The 24,103-nt window shown below is 61.7% G+C and carries 15 protein-coding genes; 9 read left to right on the top strand and 6 right to left on the bottom strand.

The genetic code is table 11. The features are described from left to right. Positions 1–1,049: 1,049 nt before the first annotated feature. Entirely contained in the window at positions 1,050–1,487 is a 438-nt protein-coding gene (locus JJI54_RS09625; protein ID WP_203072742.1) for a DUF6641 family protein, read from the bottom strand. Between the two features lie 685 nt (positions 1,488–2,172). On the opposite strand from JJI54_RS09625, the gene JJI54_RS09620 reads away from it, so the two are divergent. After that, a complete protein-coding gene (locus JJI54_RS09620; RefSeq protein WP_203072741.1) occupies positions 2,173–2,628 on the top strand; it encodes a hypothetical protein in 456 nt (151 codons plus the stop codon). Positions 2,629–2,986: 358 nt separating this feature from the next. Here JJI54_RS09620 and JJI54_RS09615 read toward each other — a convergent pair whose 3' ends face one another. The 3 genes from JJI54_RS09615 to JJI54_RS09605 form a co-directional block, all read right to left on the bottom strand. Further along, entirely contained in the window at positions 2,987–3,364 is a 378-nt protein-coding gene (locus JJI54_RS09615) for a DUF6876 family protein (protein WP_203072740.1), read from the bottom strand. Positions 3,365–3,506: 142 nt separating this feature from the next. Beyond that, on the bottom strand, positions 3,507–4,028 hold the full coding sequence (locus JJI54_RS09610) for a hypothetical protein (RefSeq protein WP_203072739.1): 522 nt from the start codon (positions 4,026–4,028) through the stop codon (positions 3,507–3,509). After that, a complete protein-coding gene (locus JJI54_RS09605) occupies positions 4,025–6,919 on the bottom strand; it encodes a class I SAM-dependent DNA methyltransferase (RefSeq protein WP_226381586.1) in 2,895 nt (964 codons plus the stop codon). The genes JJI54_RS09610 and JJI54_RS09605 overlap by 4 nt, the downstream gene beginning before the upstream one ends. Positions 6,920–7,632: 713 nt before the next feature. On the opposite strand from JJI54_RS09605, the gene JJI54_RS09600 reads away from it, so the two are divergent. From JJI54_RS09600 to JJI54_RS09585, 4 genes are all read left to right on the top strand, one after another. Further along, positions 7,633–9,369 carry a hypothetical protein gene (locus JJI54_RS09600; RefSeq protein WP_203072738.1) on the top strand — a complete coding sequence of 579 codons (1,737 nt, stop codon included), beginning with the start codon at positions 7,633–7,635 and terminating at the stop codon, positions 9,367–9,369. Next, a complete protein-coding gene (locus JJI54_RS09595; protein ID WP_203072737.1) occupies positions 9,362–10,738 on the top strand; it encodes a hypothetical protein in 1,377 nt (458 codons plus the stop codon). The genes JJI54_RS09600 and JJI54_RS09595 overlap by 8 nt, the downstream gene beginning before the upstream one ends. 140 nt (positions 10,739–10,878) lie before the next feature. After that, positions 10,879–13,167 carry a tetratricopeptide repeat protein gene (locus tag JJI54_RS09590; RefSeq protein WP_203072736.1) on the top strand — a complete coding sequence of 763 codons (2,289 nt, stop codon included), beginning with the start codon at positions 10,879–10,881 and terminating at the stop codon, positions 13,165–13,167. Positions 13,168–14,573: 1,406 nt separating this feature from the next. Beyond that, a complete protein-coding gene (locus tag JJI54_RS09585) occupies positions 14,574–15,167 on the top strand; it encodes a hypothetical protein (RefSeq protein WP_203072735.1) in 594 nt (197 codons plus the stop codon). Between the two features lie 225 nt (positions 15,168–15,392). On the opposite strand, the gene JJI54_RS09580 is transcribed toward JJI54_RS09585, so the two are convergent. Together JJI54_RS09580 and secA are read right to left on the bottom strand one after the other, a co-directional pair. Then, positions 15,393–16,604 (bottom strand): tyrosine-type recombinase/integrase, encoded by a 1,212-nt coding sequence (locus tag JJI54_RS09580; protein WP_203072734.1) that lies wholly within the window; start codon positions 16,602–16,604, stop codon positions 15,393–15,395. Positions 16,605–16,728: 124 nt separating this feature from the next. Then, complete coding sequence (gene secA, locus JJI54_RS09575; protein ID WP_203072733.1) at positions 16,729–19,461, bottom strand: preprotein translocase subunit SecA; 2,733 nt, start codon at positions 19,459–19,461, stop codon at positions 16,729–16,731. A gap of 342 nt (positions 19,462–19,803) precedes the next feature. On the opposite strand from secA, the gene JJI54_RS09570 reads away from it, so the two are divergent. From JJI54_RS09570 to JJI54_RS09555, 4 genes are all read left to right on the top strand, one after another. Continuing rightward, on the top strand, positions 19,804–20,691 hold the full coding sequence (locus JJI54_RS09570; RefSeq protein WP_226381585.1) for a peptidylprolyl isomerase: 888 nt from the start codon (positions 19,804–19,806) through the stop codon (positions 20,689–20,691). A gap of 15 nt (positions 20,692–20,706) precedes the next feature. Next, entirely contained in the window at positions 20,707–21,945 is a 1,239-nt protein-coding gene (gene argJ, locus JJI54_RS09565; protein WP_203072731.1) for a bifunctional glutamate N-acetyltransferase/amino-acid acetyltransferase ArgJ, read from the top strand. A gap of 172 nt (positions 21,946–22,117) precedes the next feature. Then, a complete protein-coding gene (locus tag JJI54_RS09560; RefSeq protein ID WP_203072730.1) occupies positions 22,118–23,212 on the top strand; it encodes a bifunctional GNAT family N-acetyltransferase/(deoxy)nucleoside triphosphate pyrophosphohydrolase in 1,095 nt (364 codons plus the stop codon). Positions 23,213–23,269: 57 nt separating this feature from the next. Then, positions 23,270–24,031: a competence/damage-inducible protein A gene (locus tag JJI54_RS09555; protein WP_203072729.1), complete on the top strand. Its 762-nt coding sequence runs from the start codon at positions 23,270–23,272 to the stop codon at positions 24,029–24,031. Positions 24,032–24,103 lie beyond the last annotated feature (72 nt).

The raw sequence follows: 24,103 nt of genomic DNA, 5'->3' as shown, positions 1-24,103 counted from the left end.
AAGTGCGAATATACAAAGTTTATATATGCGCAGATCGCGCAGATCAGAGCTGTGCAGCTGCCCTGCGGGCAAGCAAAGCCAGGATCATGTCACACATGGTTCTGATGGCTGCGTCGCGCTCTGCGGTGCTGGTGTAGGTGGGCATGGATAAGGAGATCATGTCGCTATTTATGCAGCGCCATGCGATCCAGCCACGAGCGCCAACCTTCCCACATGGCAGCCACGCAAAAAGTCCCTGAGTAATATTGCAATTTGTTATATTTCCCACTTAAATAGCGATGCGAACATTCGACCGAGTTGGTCGTCAGCACGCCCAGATGCGTGCCTGCACAGATACTGCCGCTTGAGAGCGTAGCCGTTGGGGAGTGCAGAAGGGCGAAGAATGTGCGCCAAGCCCCAGATCGGGGCACTTGGGATATGACGACGGTAATCCCACATCTATGACATCGCGCGGTGGTAAGCTCCGTGAGCTGCGCGACGAGATGAGCAGGCATTTAGCGTAAAGGCAGGCAATCGTAACAGCGCCTACCCCGCGACAGCGGGTTGCGAATAGACGGACTGGGTTGGGGACTGAGCGAATCCAAATCGCCACTCAATTCACACGACGACTTCTCGGACAGTCGTCGTGTGAGCTGAAGATCTAGCGAATGCCTCTCCACCAAACACCTTGAAGCCAATCGCGCATGATGCCATGCATCAAGCCTCATGATCCTGATCGATAAGAATGAAGGGAAATAACTGGCGAGGACAGCGAACGCGGATGCGTGAAGCTGTCTGAGCCAGTTGGCATCCTGCGTCAGCAGGTGCCTGACCAAGGCGAATGCGGTCCCACAGATAGATCAGCCAGAAATTCCGAACTGAAATCACGCACACAGATGCCATATGCACTGGGTTTAGGTCTAGACTAGACTTCATACAGGCATGCGCACTGGGAACGGGTCTAGACTAGACCTCATTCAGGAATTCGCAACCAGATCAGATAGAGGCGAGAAAGGCGCTGTGCGATCGCTCACACAGCGCCAGGGGTTTATTTGATTTGACGCAGAGCGCTACCCCTTACCTGCCTTGCGCTTGGTCTCCGTGATGGCTGCATCCATGGCTGCGTCCAGCTCGCCTGCCTTGACCGCTGCGATCAGCGTGAGGATGGCACCAGGCAGGAGTGCTGGGCTGCTGATGCTCACCGCGCGCTTGCCCTTGCTGAGTTCCAGCGCTCGAGCCCCATAGCGCACCAGCATGGCAACACCTTCCCCCTCCTGCCACCACCAGGGTCGCACCTGCCGTTCCCGCTGCACACGCACGCGGTTGCCGTCTGGGTCGCGGCTCCAGCTGGGCTTGATGACCAGGTAGCGCTCGCCCTTGGCAAGCGCTTCCGCCAGCTTGAGCTGCTCTTCCAGCTTGACGACCAGCTTCACACGTCGCGCTTCCTGCGGCGTCAGCGCACTCTTGCGCTTCATCTGCGTAAGGTTGAGCTTGGCGAGGTAACTCATGGTGTGTGTGCTCCTTGTTGGTGCCCACGATCTGCTGGCTTCACCAAAAAGGGTCGAGCACAAAAAGGCGCCTCTCGTTCTAATTGTGGTCACATATATAGACAGATACAGATCACGCAATTTCCGTGCGCGATTTTGCGTTTCAAAGCGAATTTATTCACGCACCCACGAGAACGCATTTCCCGAGCGCCTCAGGCAGCTCACATGGGCTGCGCTGTGTGACTACCAAACTCGCTGCTGAACACGCCGTCGCGCTCTTGTCGCAGGCTGTGGGGCTGCCACACGCTGCCGCGCTAAATAGCGCATGCAATCAATCTCTGATCAAACCATCTTCCACTGGCTGCGTGAGCTGCATGTGGCACGCAGCCAATATCATGTGAGTGCGCTCTGCGGTCGCTCTCCTGGCTGGTTCAGCAGCACCCGATGCCAGGGACGTGATATGCCAGCCAGTGCCGTTCTCGCACTCGTGTGGCACATGGAACAAAAGATGATGCGAGAAACAGACGATCTCACACGCGAACGACTTCGTGTGATGATCGCGCACATGCAGCAGGAGAGCATGCAGCGCGCTCTGCGTCAGTGGCGCATGAAGACCACACGTGGCGTGAATTAAGCTGCCTTGTGCGAAGCTGATTAATCCATCATCATGCTGCCAACTCGTCATACCTGAGAAGGCATCACACACATGGCATTCGCCGACAAATACAAGGTTCAGCCACTCCCCAAGCTCACGCGCGGCACCATGCGCGCGCAGCTGTCGCCCGAAGAGAGGGCACGTGCCAAGCTGCTCACTGCCATCGAAATCCAGCACGAGGTGCTGGCTGCTGAGCTGCGCGGTAAGACCTTCATGATCAAGCGCAACGGCAAGCAGATGGCACCGCGTGCATTCTGGCAGAAGACACCTGCAGGCGTGGCATTCACACCCAGGTTCGGCAACCAGTTCCTGTTCGACAAGGGACAGGGTGTGCTCGTGGATGAGCTGGGGGCTGTGAGCCAGGTGCTCGCTGACTTTGAGGAAGCTGTGAAGGCAGGCGAGTTCGATGCGCAGATCACTGAGATCGCGCAGAGCCGCGGCAGCCGTGGTGGATCATCTGTGCCTGCACCAGGTAAGCGTGGCAGGGGTCGTCCGCGCCGCAGCTGATTGGGATCAGAGCTTGCGCAGGCGTGACAGCCTGCGCTGTGCTCTCGCTGGATCAGCCAACACCTGGGGCTTGATGGGTGGGGTAGGACCGCTTCTGGGCTTGCGGCGCCTGGGCTTGGCTACCCTGGGCTTGCGGGGCTTGGCAGGCTTCTTCCATGCCCATGTGTGGGTCTTGGGCTTGGGCTTGCTCTCCGCAGCTGCCCTGCGTGCCAGCTGCATGAGGTTCTGCAGCTCTGCCCACAGCCATGCTCGCTGCCTTGCTCGCACCTGATCCACCGTGAGCTGGGTTTCCAACAGCTGATCATGGGGGATGAATTCGTGCGCACGCATGGTGTCGCTATTTATGCGCGCCTCTCAGTCAGTATTCGCTGGGCAGCATGAGCACGAGGTGATCGCCTTGCGCGATCAGCCATAGGGTGATCTCGTCAAGGGGGAAATCGGTGTAGTCGATCTCCTGCCGCACCATCTCAGCGTCTGAATTCCCGTTCGTCATGTGGAGTGTGGCAGATCGGGTCTCAGGATTGACGCGCAGGCGCCACACCTGGAAGTGCTCTTCACTCACACGGGGCTCGTGCTGATAGCTTGCGATTGCATCAGTCAGCCAGTGCGACTGCGCGTGATCTGCCAGCCAACTCACGCCCTCAGTCATGATCATGCGGCGTAGCAGGCTGTGTCGTGTGAAGGTTGAGCTGCCTGTGAACTGTGCGAGCTGTTCTCGCAGTATGTTTGCGTCCATGCGTGCCGCCTCCTTCAAGCGGCACCAGGGCATCAAGCACAAATCTTTCGGCTGGTCGGCACCTAATTATGCCGAACCGATAGGTATAGCTTCAATTTTCGCGAGGGCGTATACTATTCGTGCGGATATAAAATTTCTTATATCAGAAAGACGCATCCTCGCTAATTCGAGTGGCGGCGGCGCACATGAGCCAATGAAGGTTGCAGATGCTGAGCCCTTCACCGAATGAGCGCGATACGGAAAGCCGCACAAAGTCTGGATGACCAATCAGGCTGAGCCACGCCCGATAGAATACACGATCCTCCGATCCCATTGGAACGATGTCTTCGAATAACGCATCCGCGCAATATTCAATATTTCTGAACCATTGATCTTTGAGTTTGCCCGCTCGAAATTCGGCGGCTCTCTCAACCAAGCAAAGCATCACTCTGCCAAACTGATCGTAGTGACCATGCCAGCATGGCATGGGAGATTCTGGAAAATCATTAAATGCGGACCGCATGATGCCGCGCCACTCTTGAATAACATCCAGACGAGTCAGCCGACTATCTGGATGGTTGAGTGAAGTCAATGCATGTGCCACCCGATCGTCTTCGTTGAGTTCATAGTAGAAGAAAGGAATGGCATCTTGATCTTTGGGGATGCGATACAGCGACATATTCACGCTCCCGCTCGTTGATTAGATGCGCTCACGCCCACACGTGCGAGGTTAAGCGCAAGTAGGCGTTCCATGGCTACGTCCTCGCTGATATCTGCCGCCCAGCCATATGCGGCAGCTACCGCGGCATCCAGGTCCGCATGGAGGCGATCAAGCCACGCACCCTCTGGCGTGCCGCGTGTGTTGTAGAGTGCGGTGAGAGTGCGCGCCTTTAAGGCTCGTGCTGCCGCTTCATCGCGTGCCAGCACGCGGTCAGGGAAACCAGGAACGACTTCAGGCACACGCTCCACCCACTCTGTGGGGTTGAGCCAGCGATCCCGCGCCTCACACAGAGCTTTGGCTGCTGCACTGATGGCTATCGCATGGGGATCGTGCGCATACGCATGTGCGAGTTTATCAGGAGTGAGGTGATCAGGAAATGGAAACGTCTCGAATGTAGTAGTTGCTGTGTATCGAGGTCTATCTTCAAGAGATGTCCCCATGCGCAGCGACCAAGCCTCGTGAAATCTGCTGTGCAGAATACCAAAGGTGGTGTCGTCATCACGCGCAATGGAGATGATCGTAGAATCTGGCAGCGTGGCGTGTGTTAGCCATAAGAATATGCGGTGCTTCGCCAAGCGCGGCGTTGCAATATACCGCGATAGAGGCGCCAGTGCTGTACGCATGGCAGGACGCGCCTCAGCATGTCTCCACCAGCTATCGCGATATGCCTTGCGAGCGTTCTGACTGCGCAGTGGTTTAACCTGAGTGAGCACATGCGCGAACGGGCGGATATATCCTTCTGCGTCTGCCTCTGTGCGATCCGTGCCGAAATCCACGATCCATCGGTCTGACGACCGCCGTGTCAGGTCCATGGCATTCACGTAGGGAGGCAGCACATCGGCATTCGGTCTGCCATTGGGATTGGCAGGCTCTTGCAACCACTTCCGCGCCACATCCCCAGGCACATCGAAAGGTCCCGCAGGCGTAACGCCCATGAAGGCTAGTGCCTGGTTCTGCGCGAGCCTGCGTGCTGCTGTGAGATTGGCTGAGCTGGCGGTGAGGTCGGTGTGGATGGCAGCGACTTCGGCACCATCCAGGCGGAACGGCGGCTGCGCATCACGTGCGAAGCACAGCATGGACACACGCACAGCAGCACCCTGTATGGTCCAGGGCTCGTCGCTCCATGCCTGGAATAATGTGGCGTCCTGCACCACGCGATCCAGCACCTTGCGATTGGCACCACCACGCACGCTGTTGGTGGCGACCAGACCAGCCGTGCTGGTGTCGCCCGCTGCGATCTGCTCACGCACACGCTCAAACCAGTAGGTGACCAGATCAGCTTCTGGCGGCACGCGATGGGCATAAGCTGCGAACAGCTTGTCCACCACAGTATCCCCCAGCGTGCGGCGCAGCAGCTTGCCGCCCAGGAAAGGCGGGTTGCCGATGATGGCATCAGCTTTGGGCCAAATCGCCACACTGCCATCAGGCGCAAGCAGCGCATCTCGTGTCTCGATGGTGTTCAGCGGTCGCAGAATGGGCTCGCGCGGCACATCCAGCCCGTTGCGGCGTGCCCACTGGATATGACCGATCCACACGCTCACACGTGCCAGCTCTGCCGCGTAGGGATTGAGTTCCATGCCCAGCACCTGCTCGGGTCCCACGCCCATGAGCAGTTCCCGTTGCAGCCCCAATGCCTCGGCTTCGATGCCTGCGCGGAGTTCGAGGTCTTTCAGCGTGAGCAGTGCGATGTAGAGGAAGTTGCCTGATCCACAAGCAGGATCCAGCACACGGAACCCGCGCAGCCGTTCCAGGAAGCTGATGTAGGCAGCACGAGCATCTGTGTCTGCCTTGCGACGAGCGGCGGTGCCTGTCTTGGCTTTGGCAGCACGCGACTGGGCATCTGCGATGCGAAGCTTGGCGGCATGCCACTCGCGTTCCAGCGGCTCACGCACCACGGGCACCACGATGGCTTCGATCTTTTCCCGATCCGTGTAGTGCGCACCCAGCTCGCTGCGCTTGTCAGGATCAAGACCCCGCTCGAACAGCGTACCCATGATGGCAGGATCAATGTCAGCCCAGTCCAATGCCACGGCACGCTGCACGCTCTCGATTTCGGCAGCTTCCAGCGGCAGAGCTGGCGCATCGTCGAATAGACCGCCGTTGAACCAGGGAATGGCAGTGAAACCCACGCGACCGCCGCGATGAGCCATGGCTTTGAACAGCGTGTCCGCGAAGGCAGCGAACTCTGCGGGTGAGCGGCGTCCTGCTGCCAACATGCTGTCCAGCATGCCATGCGGCAGCAATTCGATATCGTCAGCGAAGGCGCAGAAGGCGAGACGTGCCAGGAAGTGCGCCACTGCTTGCGGCTCGTGTCCACGATCCCGCAGGCGCCGCGCAATCTCCGCGAATTCGGTTGCGGCACGCTCGGTCAATGCCTGCCGTGTGATACCTGGACGCAGCCGATCAGGATCGGCGAAGGCAGCTTTCAGAATCGCCAACCGCTCAGGCTTGAGCAGATCGTCCAGCAGAATGTCGTGCCGTTCTGTGGCGTATCCCGTCCAGTTGGTGCGGATCACGATACGCTCGATATCGCTCACGATCAGCAGCGGCGGATTCTCAAGTGCGCCTGCGTAGAGCAGCAGTTGTCGATGCGCGGCATCCAGGTCTCTGCCCTTGGATTTGTATTCCCAGGCGAAGCGACCGCGGCGCCACACATCTGCCCAGCCCTCACCCTGCGTCGCCTTGGTGGCGCCTTTCTCGAAGGCGTAGGTGGAGCCTGTGGGGTCACTGCCAGGTTTGGGCTCGTTGAGCAGGTCGCACAGGTCCAGAAAGTGCTCCTGTGCCGCTGCCCGCTCATTGCGCGTGCTGGCTTTCCATTTGGCGACGAAGGCTTGCGGCGTCATCGCTGTGAGCATGGGCGATGCACAGGGTGCCACGCAAGACGATGGTTGCGATTGGGTGTCGAATTGGGCGAGAGTGCCGAGCAGTCTTCACCTAGCGTGAGGTTCAGCAGGCATCATGAAGGCACTTGGTGGGTAATGAGCCGCGTTGAGCGCGGTCCAAGGTCAGTCCACCCATATACAAAGTTTGTATATCTGCCCCCCAAGGTTCTCGGCGGAAAATTTAATAACGGCTTGACTTAACGCGAATATATAAGAAAATTTATTATCCATCAACAAACAAGGATATATGGACATGATGAGTAAAGCAAAGCGTTTGGCTTATATTGCAGAGGCAAAGCGAATGAGGGCGGCTGGCGAGAAGCCCAGCGAGGAATTTAGGAAGCTGGCTATACAGGTTATTGCGGACGAGGCAATGGATAAGCTGCGACTGCCAGAGAACAGGGACTTACTGATTGCGCTTGGCGCGCCCACGCCAAGACACAGAACGGCGCGCAAGCGCTAAATGAGCACGACAAGATAGGCATAATGCAGCTGTGCGGGCTTTGGCATATGAGGCACATTTATAGCACTGCCCCAGCTGCCAGCACTACTTTCGTGAAGCCGCCTGTCGCGCGACCTGTCTTACGTGTCGCGCGGACGCCAGTTCTTGTTCTGAATTGCGAATGAGATTGAACGCTGGCATATACAAACTTTGTATATGGCTTGAGGGAGGTGGAGGACGGGGCGTGAGCAAGGCGGACCTGCAGACCAGATACGAGGCGTTGCACAAGGAGTGCGGCGGCAGCTTCGACGCCCTCCAGCGCTCCCGCGAGGGGCTGTGGCGCTCCCTGGTGCGTGCGTATCTGTGGTGGCGCGACTGCCAGCAGACGCCTGGGTTCCTGGAAGCGCTCTACGTCGAGCAAAAGATCGGGTACCAGGCGACCAAGGACAACACCCCCAACTTCAATCCGCTGCTGAGGTTGCTGTTTTACAAGCCCACGCTGAGTGGCAGCGAGCGCAGCATGATCAGCAACTGGAACGCCGCTCTGGTCACGCTGCACGCGGAGTTCACAGACAACGACGCTGCCTACCGCACCAATCCTGAAGGCAAGCTGGTCAAGCTCATCGGGGACCGAGGCGGGCTTGTGCAGATGGCGCGCAAGGCTGAGCAAGAACGCACGCAGGTAGACGAGGAAGACCTCACCACGAAAGCCGCCAAGAAGGCGATCACCAAGCCACCCGCGCCCGATGTGAAGCGCCAGATCCAGACGCGGGCGCTGGACATGATGGGCACGCTCAAGGGCACTGGCACAGTCACAGCTGATGTGCCGCTGCGTGTGGGAACGATGGACCTGATCGCGCTGCTGGCGCGGCGCATGCCAGACGGCAGTGTGGTCACGCTGGGCAGCACCTCCAACAGTGAGGCGATCAGGCTGATCAGCGAGGACATTGCGGCACGCAGCGTGGTGCATCTGAGTGCCAATCTGCGTGTGATCCTGGAAGTGCTGCGCAGTCAGCTGTATCCCCCGCAGTCGCAGCCGCGCGATCCTGTGCAGCGAGCCGCTTGGCGACGTGCCGTGCTGCTGGATGCCACCGAATTCCGTGTGAGCGATGTGCCAGGACGCACTGGCAGCAAGGGGCAGCGCCTCACATCCGCCAAGAAGCTCTTGATCCACGGTGCGGATGGCACGCTGCTGCTGAGTGGCACCAAGCTGAAAAGCAGCGTTGTCACACGCTGTCGCACCAAGGTGAGCCTCGTGGGCAAGGCAGATCATGTGTTTCTGCGCATCAATGATCGGGCGCGGCTGGAGCATTGGCTGGAAACCAGCGAGGTGCATGTGCGAGCTGTGTCTCCCGCCAAGGGCTTGGAGCGGGCAGCTGGCACTGAGAAGTTCACGCACAGGCTCACGCTCAAGGGCGATAAGCCCCAAGCTGATCTGCGCATGCACTTCTATGACGTGAAGAAGAAAGCTACCCTGCCCACCAGCTTTCAGGCGACCTTCAAGTTCGACAGCTTCAAGCCTGATTGGTCATGTGAAGTCACCCATGCCTGGTTTGGCAAGCTGCGAGAGCAGATGCTGGATACATGGTTTGTGAAGCTGGGCGAGAAGTGGCAGATCAATCGTGCCAACAATCGTCTCATGTGGCTAAATGTGAGCGAGCGCCAGATTTCGATCCGCTTCAATGCAGTGGATGCCACAAAGCTTGCTGCCGACCACCCCATGCCTGCTGGCACTCAATGGCAAGGCGGAAAGACCACCTATGAAACGCAGCACTTGAGCAAGGACATAGCGCCAGTGCTCTATAATTTGGCTGATGCACACGTGACAGGCAACATCAAGATCAGCGGAAGCGCACACACCGTTCTGTTCACATATGCGACCGATATGGGTGAATTCGATATCGCTGTGCCTGCTGTGTATGTGAGCAAGAAAGCCATAGTGCGGCACGAGCAGAACTTCACGGTGCTGCGCTATGGCTGAGAATCTGAGTGTAGCCGCAGATGCCTACGCTCTGTATCTGCCAGCTTTGCAGTCTGGCAGCGCACAACGCCTGCTGAGTGATCGCAAGGCTCTGCGTGCCAAGGACTTCCCCAAATGGCTGCATGTGAAAGACCTAAACTGGCTCGACCCTGGTAATCGTTATTGGCATTACCGTTGGTGCCTTGCCAGCGCAGGACACATGATCGACGCTCGTGATCGTAACGCGATCGCCCATCGGCACCCAGACACGGTGATCATGGGCGATAGCGGCGGATACCAAATTGCCACAGGTGCGTTGCGCGACATGGCGGCTGCCACGGAGCTGCGCAAGCAGCCCGATGCCGTGATGGAGCTATGGCGGGCTAGCGATGTGCGTGATCGCATCATCTCATGGCTGGACGCACACTGCACCGTGGCAGCCACCATCGACATGCCTATCTGGGTGCGTCATGCCAAGCACGAAAGCTCGCCATTCCACTATTTCTCGGAAGCGCAGCTGATCCAGGCGACGGTGGAAAATCTGGAATATATCCAGAGACACCGCGATAAACAAACAGGCTGCAAGTTCCTGAATGTGCTGCAAGGCTTTAGCCCCACAGGCGACTTGCGGGAGAGCATCGAGAGCGAAGATCGCTGGTTCGATGCTGTGAAGGCTTATCCATTCGAGGGCTGGGCATTCGGCAGCGATGTGGGCTGGCGAGGCGGGCTATATCGCGTGATGCGGCGGCTGCTCGTCTTGCGGGATGCAGGCTTGTTGAATCCACCGCGCAGCTGGTTCCACATGCTGGGGCTCAGTCAGCCTGTGTGGGCGGTGTGTCTCACAGCCATGCAGCGCGGCATCCGCGCCACCGTGAACCCCGAGTTCAGGATCAGCTTCGACAGCGCATCGCCCTATCTGATGGCTGGCAAATACAACCAGTATTCCATCATGCCCCAGTTTGGCGACGATCTGCGCAACTGGGCAATCCGCAGCGTAGCTCTGCCCTCAGACTATGCTGTGGCTAATGCTGCAACCACTCAGCCATTTCCAGGCAGCAGCCCCATCGCCACACGCTTAACATTGCAGGACATGAATCCGCGTAAGGGCGATAGATTTGTTGCGAGAGCCATAGACGATCTAACCGCCGAGGTCCTGAATAATCACAATGTGTATGTTTATGTGAAAGCCATGATCGCTGCCAATGAGGCTGTGTTTAGCGCCCAGGCAGATGCTGATCATGAGTTGGTGCGTGCAGCTCGCATGATCGAAGAGATCATGACTAGCCCTGACGGCTTGCAGAAGCTGGAGCAACAGGCTCAGGCGCTTGAGAATGTGATCATGCGCACCAAGACTACCCCCACGGATAGCGCTGGAGAGGATCGGGAATAGCTTTGACTGAGTGCGGCTCCATATATAAACTTCTTATATATTGCCGCACGTGCTGGTCACCATATCTAGGAAATTCAGCAGAAAGGCGGGAAAATATACAAACTTTGTATATCGCTCCGCTCTTCGGGAGAATAGCAAACATGAGTGACGCTTCCCGTTTCGCATCACAGCTATCGCGCTTCATGCTGCTCGCCAGCGTGGCAGTCATCACCCTGCCCGCATCCCCAGCATATGCGCAGCCCAACCGAGTGACCGCCTGCGATGTGCTCACCGCACATCCTGATGACAGGCAGCGTGTTGCTGATCCTGTACCCATCACGGAGCGCGATCCTGCACGTGCCATCCCTGCCTGCGAAGAAGCACTGCGTGCGGACCCCAACAATGCACGCCTTCGCTACCAGCTGGGACTAGCCCTGGACACCGCGCGCAGGTTCACAGAGAGCTTCGCAGCATACCAGCAGGCAGCTCGCGCTGGGCATGTGGCAGCTGGTCATGCGCTGGGTTGGGCGTATTCCAGCGGTGAAGGCGTGGAGCGCAACGACGCTGAGGCTGTGCGCTGGTATCGCTGGGCTGCCGAGCGTGGTCACACAGGCAGCATGAACACGCTGGGCGTGATGTTCGAGAATGGTCGCGGTGTGCCGCGCGATCTTGCCCAGGCAGCTGACTGGTATCGTCGTGCTTACGACACCGATGGCAGGGTGATTGCTGGCTACAATTTCGCGCGGCTGCTGGCTGGTGGTCGTGGTGTGCCGCAGGACAATGCCCGCGCTGTGCAGCTGTTCAGAGTGGCTGTGCAGGCAGGACGTGCAGACGCAGCCCTGCAACTGGCACTCATGGCTGAGCGTGGTGAGGCGCCACAGGTCGCACCCGCCGAGCTGATCCAGCTGCTGGTGCTCGCGGAGACTGGCTCAGGTCAGCGAGATCGAGCTTTGCGCTCCATCAATCAGCAGATCGCGGCAGGAAATGGCGCTGCTGTGGACGCCGCTCGTCGTGCAGCCACAGCACGTGCCGACACGCAGCAGCGTGAACAGGAAGCTGTGAGGCAGCAGCGCGAACAAGCATTTGCACGCCTGAGCCAGCCTGCCCTGGCTGCTGCGCCTACTCCTGCGCTTTCTGCTGGGTCTTCAGCACCCAGCGCGGCTTCTGCCACCGCAGCTGCTTCTGCAAGCCCTGCCGCGCCCGCACAGATCGCCTGGGTTGGAGTGCAGCCGCCAAGGGCAGCACCTCAACCCGCAACGAACGACTTCGTTGTTACTCTGGACACATCAAGAGCCAACGTGCCTGATCGCGCACGTACCACATTGCAGCAGGTGGGCACCGCCGCACGACAGGGGGCGGGTGCGGTGGTGTGGGTCCATCTGGCTGATGGCGTCGCACGCTCAGTGGCTTGGGATTGGAGCGATCCTGATGCGTGGCAACGTATGAACGCTGTAGCAACAGAGCTGATGCGTTCAGGTGTGCAGCCCTCACAGATCGTGCTCACAACTGGATCGCGGACTTGGACGATATCTGCTGGCGGCAACGCAGTCTCTGACATTCGCCGAATTCAAGTGCTGCTCTATGTGGCTGGCTCACAGGGTATTGCGGCAGCGCCACGCGCGGCTTCTGTGGTGCCTGCACCTGCGCCTGCGCCGATCAGCAGCGCTCCATCAGCTGCTTCGCCTGTTGGAATCTCAACTACTCTGCATTCCGCGACTACCGACCCAGCTAATTGGTGCAGATTGACTTTTGAATTTCACAATCACACAGGAAGAAATATAACCCTGGCTCAGTCTGCAATCACCGCCAAAAACAACGACGGTCGAATTATAGACACAAGTACGTTTGCGGCGATTTTTTCCGGGCGCGACACCGCCACGGTTACTCATCTAATTTCCTTGCCATGCAGAGAACTTGCATCAGTTGAAGGAGCAATAACGTCCGTTATGGTCGATGGTAATTTTGCGCGCGACGCTTCACTGGTTGCTGCGGTAAATCGCGGCGATCGAGCTTCGCTTGTAGCTGGTATCGCAATGGCTGGCGCTGCTGGGCTTGCAGCCACATCCAATGCTAGCGGATTACCAGCACAGCAGCGTGCGAATCCTTCTGACGTCACTTCTTTGGAGGGGGCGCGCGCATTCATCGCGGGAAGGACATTCGAATGGCGCGATGAAACTGGCGTGCGGCTTGGCATTCCAGTGGGCATCACCCAAATGACGTTCAATAATGACGCGAGCCAGTGCACAGTTCGAGGTCGAATGATTACCCAGGACAATTGGGATGCGCCGCGAATGGGATCGTCGTCCTTGAGCTCAGGTAGATACATTGATACCGGAGCGCAATTTGTAAGGATAAACTGCTCCCTCATTGGATTTTCCGTCATAATTCAGCCAAATGGTCTATCTGTTGGAAATAGCTCTGTTAGGTGGTTTGCTAGGATTGTTCAATGAGGAGTTCGGCGTGCGTAAGCATTCTTAATGTAATGGTGCGCCGATACGCCTGCTGTTGCTATCTGGTGTTGCGTTGGCGTCTAGCTGATTGGCGATCCTGGCAGGGCATATCAGGGATCACCCAGATCCGCAGCTTGGCTCTGGGGCGTGGCAGCCTTGTGATAGTAGCCCTCCATCCTGCTCACGCTAGCGCGCAACTATTATTCCCATTTGATGGAGTATGAAAATTTTATATGTCACTCCACTCTTTGGGAAACCAGTAGGTATGGCTGAGACGTCCTGTTTCGCATCAGAGCTATCTCGCTTCTGCCTACTCGCCAGCGTGGCAGCGATCACGCTATGTGCGTCCCCAGCACATGCGCGGCCCAATCGAGTCACAGCCTGCGATGTGCTCACTGCACATCTTGATGACAGGCAGCGAGTTGCTGATCCTGTAGCCTTCACAGAGCGTGATCCTGCACGCGCCATCCCTGCCCGTGACGCAGCTCTGCGTACGGACGCCAACAATGCACGCCTTCGCTACCAGCTGGGTCTTGCACACGACAGCGCGCGCAGGTTCACGGAGAGCTTCGCGGCATATCAGCAGGCGGCACAGGCTGAATATGTGGCAGCTGGTCATGCCTTGGCTTGGGCATACGCGAATGCTGAGGGTACCGAGCGCAACGACGCTGAGGCTGCGCACTTGTACGGCTAGGCTGCCGAGCGTGGTCACACAGGCATCATGAACACGCTGGGCTTTATGTTCGAAAATGGTCGCGGCGTGCAGCGTGATTTCTTGCAGGCAGCCGAGTGGTATCGCCGCGGCAAAAGCGGTTATCGATCTCGAATGCCCTCCTCAAGCGTCTTGCTGAGATTGCCCCGCTCGTTTTGTCTGCTCATTCAGACAGCTTCGGAGTAGTCCAGCCATGAACTTATCGCGAAAACCAGCAAGCACCGGCGGAAGCAGTTTAGTTGGACAGGAGCGGCGCGGAATCTATGCCGGCTCTTGCGGGCAATGGAGCACGCCGCGAGGCAGGGCTGTTAGCTGGAAGTGATCGCCCTCAGCGAAAGCGTTATAGCTGACAGGCTCGAAGCGCGCATCGCGCATCTAGCCGGTCAGTCTGAAAAATCCCGGAAAATTCGAGCAGCCAGTCAATCTGCCTCACAGTTGCTCACATCAGCGCCCCTGTCCGATGCCGGTAGGCAGCTTTTGAGAGGCGTACGGTCCTGGTCGAAGTTGCGTAATTCAGCGGTGCATGAGCTAGCAAATGTGGTCGAGGGAACGTCAATAACTTGGAATGAGCGGGTTGCGACAACGAAGGTTGCAGGTGAGCAAGGAATGTCGATCGCACGCGCCGTTTCGAACTGGACCCGTAAGGCGCATCGTGGAGCCGGTTAACATCAAAGAGGGGCACGGGAGACCATACATGAAATATGGAATACGCTCTCATTTAACGGCTATCTTGTCTTCAGTTCTTCTGATAGGCACAGCTTCTGCACAGCAGGGGCAACGCATATCCGCCCAACAGGCGATCGGTTTCTGGCAGACATACGACACGAGACCAAAAACATTGTTGGAACAGATATTGAACTACACTCAATTCAGTGACGAGAATATTCAAATAAGCGGCGGGCAGCTTTCTTTTCGGCAACACCAGTCGGATCGAGAAGCCCTTGAGAGCTCTCTACTGCAACAGAGACTGAGTCACGGAGCATGGATTTCTGGCTATCAGGGCTCTCACAAATGCGTGATGACTTTGGTGGCGACACCAGTCCGCTCCACACCTGAAATCAGCGCGACGACGATAGTCAGGGAACGGATTGATATTAGAGAAATTAATCTGAACGGTTTCAGAATCATGGCGCAGAACCTTGGCGGCATCCCCATGATAATTGTGGGCGATGAAAATTTGCGAGTAGTTGCGCCTCGCGCCTTACATCCGATGCCCTCCCTGGAAAGACTACAGAACGCCTGGAATCTAGCATTCCGAGAATGTCCTGGTCGTCGCTCCGCATTCTAATCCTCAACCAACTTAGCATGGAGAGCCTTGTCGCCGCCGACCAGGGTGGCGAATTTGTGTGACCGGATCGGTAAAAGGTGGTGGCATCAGCAGTCGCTGAGGTAGTCACGACCATCAAAAGCCACAGCCTCACTCTGGGGCGTGGCTGCCTTTTGATAGCCGTGACTAATCCTATGCACACTGCCTGCTCATGTGGCAAATCAAGGTGCAACACCACCCAACTGGTCAGCCGTAGGTGTGACCACCGAGCTGCGCAGCCCGTGCTGCAGGCGTGGCTGCCTTGCCATAGTAGGCTTCAATCATAGCCACGCTGGTGCCCATGTTGCGGGCGATCATGTAGATATCGATGCCTGCACGAATGCTCATGACCGCGTAGAAATGCCGCAAGCTATAGAGTGTGAACTTCTCACCCGAGCTATTGTGCGTGCAGCCAGCCCGAGCGAGCACAGTGTTGAACTGATCGATGAGCGTGGTGATTGCGCCACCATCCTGCATGACGAACACCCGATCATGGGCTGAGTAGCTTTCACGCAGAGCCAGCACCCGAGACACATACTTTGCGACTGCCACACGTGGGATCACCACACGAGCACCCGTCTTGCCACGCACATGCAGTTCCACGTTGTGCCTGTCCAGCGCATCCACGAACGGCACCACATCACTCACCCGCAGATTGTTGGCTTCTCCCACCCGTATGCCTGAGTTTGCCAGCACCAACACATAATCACGCAGCAGCTGCCTTGTGTAGCGAGACCGCGGATTATCTGCCTCTACAATCCAGGCACGCATGGCGCGATAGAGTGCACGATATTCGGGGATGGTGAACGCAGGTCGCACACGTTTCACCTTGGGCACAAAGGTGAATGTGGGCAGCGGCTTGTTGCCGCGATAGCCAGCATCATGGGCAAACTTGATGATGGCTTTGCCCAGCATTATCTCCCACTGCAAAGTCTTGTCAGCAGGATGCAGCTGAGCATTCCGGGGCAGTTCCACCATGTGCTCATAGTAAGATTTGCGCCACTTCACGTAGCCAGCCAGCAGCTTGTCGTCCACGACCTCAATGGCGCGGTTGCCTGCATATGCACGCCAGAATTTCACCACCCGCTGAACCTGCCTGAGCATGTGGTCGCTGGTGAACTTGCTGGTGCTGTTGTGTGCTGCTTTGCCCTGTGCGTTGTCTCGCTCGCGCCAGCTCACGTATTCTGAGATCACGCTGTCCAGGCTGCGCTGATGCGTGGGCAAGCCAGCTTTGAGCTTGAACTGGGTCTCGTAGAACAGCTGCGTGCCCAGCTGCTTGGCACGTTCAAGGTCTACGGTTTTCAGGCTGCGCCACAGATAGCGACCGTGACCCAGATACACCCGTGCCTGCCACAGCCCGTTGCGCAGGAACAGCTGTAGCAGACCATCATGCAGTGCATGGGTGGGATTTGTGGGCATATAATCCTGCCGCTCGTTATGCCTAACTTCTGCATAACTGCCTGCAGGATTTTCATGTGCCCAGCAAGTGCCTAACAGCCAAAACCCTTAGGCTTGGCTGCTACCACATTGATTTCATTGGGCGCTATGCGCGACCGTGGCAGTGCTTGTACTTCTTGCCCGACCCGCAGGGGCAGGGCGCGTTGCGCGGCGTCGCCGCCCAGGTGGCGGGGTCGTTCGGGTCCACGCTGGCGGCCACCATGGGCTGGCGGGCGGCCTGCGTCGCCGTGCCGTATTCCATGGGCGGCGGCGGGCCATCCGCGTATTCCAGCTCGTTCGGCGGCGCATCGTGGCGCATGTCCATCACCCGCACCGGCTCCGGCATGGGCGGGGGGGCGTCCGGGCGGATGTCGATGCGCATCAGCACGCTGGTGGTGCGCTCCCGCAGATCCTCCAGCATGCCGTTGAACAGGTTGAAGGCCTCGGACTTGTATTCGTTCAGCGGGTCCCGCTGGCCATAGGCGCGCAGCCCGATGCCCTGGCGCAGATGGTCCAGCGACAGCAGGTGTTCCTTCCACACCGCGTCGAAGATCTGCAGCAGCAGGCTCTTCTCCACCATGCGCATCAGGTCGGGGCCGATATTGGCGACGCGCGCGGCGTAGGCTTCGTCCGCGGCCTTCTCCAGCCGCTCCCGCACCTGCGTCTCGTCGATCCCCTCCTCCCGCGCCCAGTCGGCGACGGGCAGGTCGAGGCCCAGGATGTTCAGCACCTTCTCCTGCAGCCCGGCCAGGTCCCACTGCTCGGGATAGGCGTTCTCCGGGATCGCGGCATCGACCAGCTTGCCGATCGTCTCCCGCCGCATCTCGGCCACCGTCTCCGCCACGTCCGGCGCGGTCATGAAGGACCGGCGCTGGGCATAGACCTCCTTGCGCTGGTTGTTCATGACGTCGTCGTATTTCAGCAGGTTCTTGCGCGTGTCGAAGTTGCGCGCCTCGACCTTCTTCTGCGCCTTCTCGAGCGCCTTGTTGATCCAGGGGTGGACGATCGCCTCCCCCTCCTTCAGGCCGAGCTTCTGGAGCATCCCGCCCATGCGGTCGGATCCGAAGATCCGCATGAGGTCGTCCTCGAGCGAGAGGAAGAAGCGGCTGGCGCCCGGGTCGCCCTGGCGGCCGGAGCGGCCGCGCAGCTGGTTGTCGATGCGCCGGCTCTCATGCCGCTCCGTGCCGATGACGAGCAGGCCGCCGGAGGCCTTCACGGCCGGGCGCACGGCCTCCACCTCCGCCTTGTGGCGGGCGAGCGCGGCCTCGTATTCCGGGCTGTCGCTGTTGCCGACCTCGGCGCGGGCCAGCATGTCGGCATTGCCGCCGAGCTGGATGTCCGTGCCGCGGCCGGCCATGTTGGTGGCGATGGTGACGGCGCCGGGCCGGCCGGCCTGCGCCACGATGCCGGCTTCCTGTTCGTGGTAGCGCGCGTTCAGCACCTGGTGCGGCACGCCGCGCTTCTTCAGGATCTCGCTGATCAGCTCGCTCTTCTCGATGCTGGTGGTGCCGACCAGGATGGGCTGGCCCTTGGCCCGCGCCTCCTCGATCAGCGTGCCCACCGCCTCGTACTTCTCGCGCGCGGACTTGTAGACCTCGTCGTCGGAATCGATGCGCGCGACCGGCACGTTGGTCGGGATCTCCACGACCTCGAGCTTGTAGATCTCCGCGAACTCGTCCGCTTCCGTGGAAGCGGTTCCCGTCATGCCCGCGAGCTTGGGATACAGACGAAAGTAGTTCTGGAAGGTGATGGAGGCCAGCGTCTGGTTCTCGGGCTGGACCGTCACATGCTCCTTCGCCTCCAGCGCCTGGTGCAGGCCGTCGGAGTAGCGGCGGCCTTCCATCATGCGGCCGGTGAATTCGTCGATGATGACGACCTTGTCCTGGCGGACGATGTAGTCCACGTCCTTGGTGAACAGGACATGCGCGCGCAGCGACTGGTTGGCGTGGTGCACCAGCGTGACGTTGGAACTGTCGTAGAGGTTGCCCTCCGTCAGCAGCCCCGCCGCCGTCAGCGCCTGCTCCAGCGCCTCCGTGCCGTTCTCCAGCAGATGGACGGTCTTGAACTTCTCGTCCTTCTCGTAGAGCGACTTGTCCTTCACCAGCTCCTTCATCACCGCGTCCACGCGGTTGTAGAGCTCCGAGGTATCGTCGGTGGGGCCGGAGATGATCAGCGGCGTGCGCGCCTCATCCACCAGGATGCTGTCCACCTCGTCCACGATGGCGAAGGCGAAGTCGCGCTGGACCATCTCCTCCAGCCGGTACTTCATGTTGTCGCGCAGGTAGTCGAAGCCGAATTCGTTGTTGGTGCCGTAGGTGACGTCGCAGGCATAGGCGTCGCGCCGCTCGTCATCCGTCATGCCATGGACGATGACGCCGACGCTGAGGCCGAGGAAGCGGTAGATCCGCCCCATCCATTCGCTGTCGCGCTTCGCCAGGTAGTCGTTCACGGTGACGACATGCACGCCCTTGGCGGGCAGCGCGTTGAGATAGACGGGCAGCGTCGCGACCAGGGTCTTGCCCTCGCCGGTCTTCATCTCCGCGATCCGGCCGTCATGCAGCACCATGCCGCCGATCATCTGCACGTCGAAGTGCCGCAGGCCGAGCACGCGCTTGGCGGCCTCCCGCACCGTCGCGAAGGCCTCCGCCTGGATGTCGTCGAGCGTCTTGCCCGCGGCCAGCGCCGCGCGGAACTCGGCGGTCTTGGCGCGCAGCGCGTCATCCGACAGCGCGGCGAAGCTGGGCTCCAGCGCATTGATCGCCGGCACCCGCGCCTGGTAGCGCTTGACCTGGCGGTCGTTGGAAGTGCCAAAGAAGGCGCGGACGAGGCGTTGGAACATGGGGTCCTGGGGTCTCCGGCCGGCGCGGCGCCGGCCCGGGTCCGCCGGGCGGGGCGCCCGCGCCGAATGGATCGGGGGGCGCGGCCGGCCAGGCAAGGGCCCATTGCCGGCGGCGGCGCGGCAGCGGCAGAGATAGGCGGGCGACCCCGCCACGTCAACGCGATGCGCCGAGCCCCGGCAATGCGACGGCGCCGGGCCCCGGCGACGCGATGCGCCGAGCCCCGGCGACGCGATGCGCCGTGGCCGGCGACGCGATGGCGCCGGGCCACAACCCCCACCCCCCCGTTCTTGTGGCTGTGACCGTCATCGGCCATGTTCCGGCACCTGACGGAGAACCCCCGAATGCGCCGCACGGCCCTGCTGTTCGCCGCCCTGATGCTGCCGGCCGGCATGGCCCTGGCCCAGGGCACCCCACCCGCCAATCCCGTGGTCGCCCGCGTCGATGGGCAGGAGATCCGCCTGGAGGATGTGCAGGAGGAAGCCCGCCGCCTGCCGGAGGAGCTGCGGAACATGCCGCCGCAGATGCTCTTCCCCCTGCTGCTGGACCAGATGATCACCCAGAAGGCCATCACCCAGGCCGCCCGCGCCGCCAACCTGGCGCAGGAGCCGGAAGTGGCCGCCCGGCTGCGCCGGGTGGAGGAGGAGACCCTCCAGCAGGCCCTGATCACCCGCGCGGTCCAGCCCCTGCTGACCGAGGAGGCGCTGCGCGCCCGCTATCAGCGTGACATCGCCGCCCGCCCGGCGGAGGAGGAGGTGCGCGCCCGCCACATCCTGACGCCGACCGAGGCCGAGGCCCGCACTGCCATGGCCGAGGCCCGCCGCCCCGGCGCCGATTTCGCCGAGGTGGCGCGCCGCCGCTCCACCGGCCCCGGCTCCCGCGAGGGCGGGGACCTCGGCTTCTTCAAGCGCGGCGACATGATCCCGGAATTCGCCGAGGCCGCCTTCGCCATGCAGCCCGGCCAGATCAGCACCACCCCGGTCCGCACCCAGTTCGGCTGGCACGTCATCAAGGTGGAGGAACGCCGCGCCGTGCCGCCGCCGCCCTTCGAGGAAGCCCGCGAGGGTCTCCGCCAGACCGCCTTCGAGGAAGGCGTGAACGCGGAGGTGGAGCGCATCCGCGCCGCCGCGCGCATCGAGCGCTTCGGCATGGATGGCAGCCCGGCGCCCGCGCCCTCGCTGCTCGACCGCGCCGCGCCGCCGGCGCCCGCCCCCGCCCAACCCCGCCGCTAGAAGAAGACGACGCCCATGGCCGGCAAGGACCTTCCCGTCTCCCCCCTCGCTTTGCCCCTGCCGGAACTGCCGCCGGTGGCGGGGGTGCGCCTCGGCTCCGGCCGCGCCGCCATCCGCTACACGACGCGGGAGGATGTGACGATGATGGTCTTCCCGCAGGGGACGACCGTCGCGGGCGTCTTCACGAAGAACAAGTGCCCGGGCGCGCCGGTGGATTGGTGCCGCGCCGCACTGGCGGGTGGCAAGGCCCGCGCGCTGGTGGTGACCGCCGGCAATTCCAACGTCTTCACCGGCAAGGCCGGCCGGCAGACCTGCGCCGACACGGCGGCCGCCATGGCGCAGCTCGCGGGCTGCAAGCCGAAGGAGGTCTTCCTCGCCTCCACCGGCGTGATCGGGGAGAAGCTGCCGACCGAGAAGCTGGTGGCCGCCCTGCCCGGCCTGTTCGGCGCGCTGGGCGATGATGGCTGGCAGGGCGCGGCCCGCGCCATCATGACCACCGACACCTTCCCCAAGGGCTCGACCCGGACGGCCAGGATCGGCGACGCGACCGTGACGGTCAGCGGCATCGCCAAGGGCAGCGGCATGATCGCGCCCGACATGGCGACGATGCTCTGCTTCCTGGCGACCGACGCGAAGATTCCCGCGCCCGTGCTGCAGAAGATCCTCTCCAAGGGCAGCGACCGTTCCTTCAACTGCGTCACGGTCGACAGCGACACCTCCACCAGCGACACCGTGCTGATGTTCGCCACCGGCGCCACCAAGCACCCCCGCGTCCCGGCCGAGGGCGGCGCGATGCTGCGCGACTTCACCCGCGCGGTGCATGAGGTGCTGATGGACCTGGCCCTCATGGTCGCGCGCGACGGAGAGGGCGCGCAGAAGCTGATCCAGATCGACGTCACCGGCGCGGTCAGCGCGAAGTCCGCGCACCGCATCGCCATGTCCATCGCCAATTCGCCGCTGGTGAAGACCGCGATCGCGGGCGAGGACGCGAATTGGGGCCGCATCGTCATGGCCGTCGGCAAGGCGGGGGAGCCCGCGGACCGCGACAGCCTCTCGGTTGCCGTCGGCGGCACCTGGATGGCCCGCGAAGGCGGCGTGGTGCCGGGCTATGACGAGACGCCGGTCGTCGCCCACATGAAGGGCCGGGAAGTGCATATCGAGGTCGATATCGGCCTCGGCCGCGGCAAGGCGACCGTGTGGACCTGCGACCTGACGCATGGCTACATCGACATCAACGGGTCGTATCGCAGCTGAGACGAGGGGCGCGCGGGACACAGCGGCGGAAACTTTCCGCCCGCCCCCGGCACGCCGCCTGACAGCGCCCGAGTCCCGGCGTTAAGACCGGGGCAACCCCCACCCACCAGGTCGTGATCGGCCCGGCGGGCGGGATCGCCCCGTTCGAACGCCGCAGGACCCCGCCCTACCCATGGCGACCACCTCCCCCCTTGCGCCGGCCGCCTCGCCCCCCGGGGATGAGCCGGATCCCCTCGCGCCGCCGCCCTTCACGCCGCTGCGCACGGAACGCCTGACCATCCGCCCCCTGCGGCCGGAGGATGCGGCCGACCTGCACCGCCTGGTGAATGACTGGGAAGTGGCCAAGACCCTGGCGCGCGTGCCCTTCCCCTATCCCCGCGACCTCGCGGATGAATGGATCGCCTCCACCCGCGCGCAGATGGCGGAGGGGCTGGCCTGGCACCTCGCCATCACCGGGCTGGAAGGCGCCGACACGGCGGAGGAGCGGGAGGTGCTGGTGGGCTGCATCGGCCTGACGCGCGATGCGGCGAAGCGGGAGGCGGAGCTGGGCTACTGGGTCGGCCGCCGCTTCTGGGGCCATGGCGTGGGGCCGGAAGCCGCGGCGCGCATCGTCAGCTGGGCCTTCGCCCATATCGACGTGGACCGCCTGGTCGCCTCCGCCCTGGTGGACAACGAACGCAGCCAGAAGCTGCTGGCCCGCATCGGCTTCCGGGAGACGGGGGAGGGCGTGCGGGATTTCGTTGCGCGGGGCGGGCCGATGCCGGTCAAGCTCTTCGCCATGACCCGTGCCGACCTGCCCACCCCCGCCCCTTCCGCCACCCCGCCCGCCGCGCCGGCGCTGGCCGATGGGCCCGCCGGGGCGCCGGGCAAGAAGATCCTCCTGGTCGCCGCCTGCGCGCTGATCGATGGCGATGGCCGCGTGCTGCTGGCGCGGCGGCCGGAAGGCAAGCCGCTCGCGGGCCTCTGGGAATTCCCCGGCGGCAAGGTCCATGCCGGGGAGACGCCGGAAGCCGCCCTGATCCGGGAGCTGAAGGAGGAGCTGGCGATCGATGTCGCGGAAAGCTGCCTGGCGCCCTTCGCCTTCGCCAGCCACGGCTACGAGGCCTTCCACCTGCTGATGCCGCTCTATCTCTGCCGGCGCTGGTCCGGCCCGGTGACGGCGGTGGAGGGACAGGCCCTGGCCTGGGTGCGGCCGCAGAAGCTGGCGGACTACGCCATGCCGCCGGCGGACAAGCCGCTGGTCGCGCTGCTGCGGGATTTCCTGTAGCGGCGCGCCCGGCCCCTCGCCATCATCGGCACCCGCCTGCCGCCAGGACTCCGCTGCATGACCGAATCGAATCCCGTCGCCTGCCTCCTCGTCATCGGCAACGAGGTGCTGTCCGGCCGCACGCAGGACGCCAACATCAAGTTCCTCGCGACGCGGCTGGGCGAGATCGGCATCCCGCTGCGGGAAGTGCGCGTCATCCCCGACATCCGCGACACCATCGTCGCGACGGTGAACGAGGTCCGCCGGAAGTTCGACCACGTCTTCACCACCGGCGGCATCGGGCCGACGCATGACGACATCACCAGCGAATGCATCGCCGCCGCCTTCGGCGTGCCCTGGGAACCGCACCCGGAGGCCTGGGGGCGGCTGGAGCGCCACTACAAGCCGGGCGAGTTCAATGCCGCCCGCCAGCGCATGGGCACCATGCCGCGCGGCGCCCGGCTGATCGACAACGCCATCTCCATCGCGCCGGGCTTCAGCATGGAGAATGTCCATGTCATGGCCGGCGTGCCGCGCATCATGCAGGCGATGTTCGAGGCGCTGGCCCCCTCCCTGCAGGGCGGGCCGCCCATCGCCTCCCGCACCGTCCACGCCAATGGCGTGATGGAGGGGCGGATCGCGGAGGGGCTGGCCGACATCCAGAAGCGGTGGCCCGACCTCGATATCGGCAGCTACCCCTATTACCGCATGGGCGGCGGCGGCGTGGCGCTGGTGGCCAAGGGCAATGATTCGGAGGCGGTGGACGCGGCCTCCGCCGCCATCACCATGCTGCTGCGCGCCGTGGGCAGCCAGCCCGTGCAGGGCGAGCCCCCCACCTGACCCCACCCCACCCCGGCACCATGCGGGCCACGCGGAGGGGGCATGCAAGGGTTCACGAAGCATTGCGCGATC

Origin of the sequence: Falsiroseomonas ponticola, from assembly GCF_016805305.1 — a bacterium.
GTDB classification, from domain to species: domain Bacteria; phylum Pseudomonadota; class Alphaproteobacteria; order Acetobacterales; family Acetobacteraceae; genus Falsiroseomonas; species Falsiroseomonas ponticola.
The sequence above is the reverse complement of the archived record's forward strand: the minus strand, read 5'-3'. Positions and strand labels throughout refer to the sequence as shown.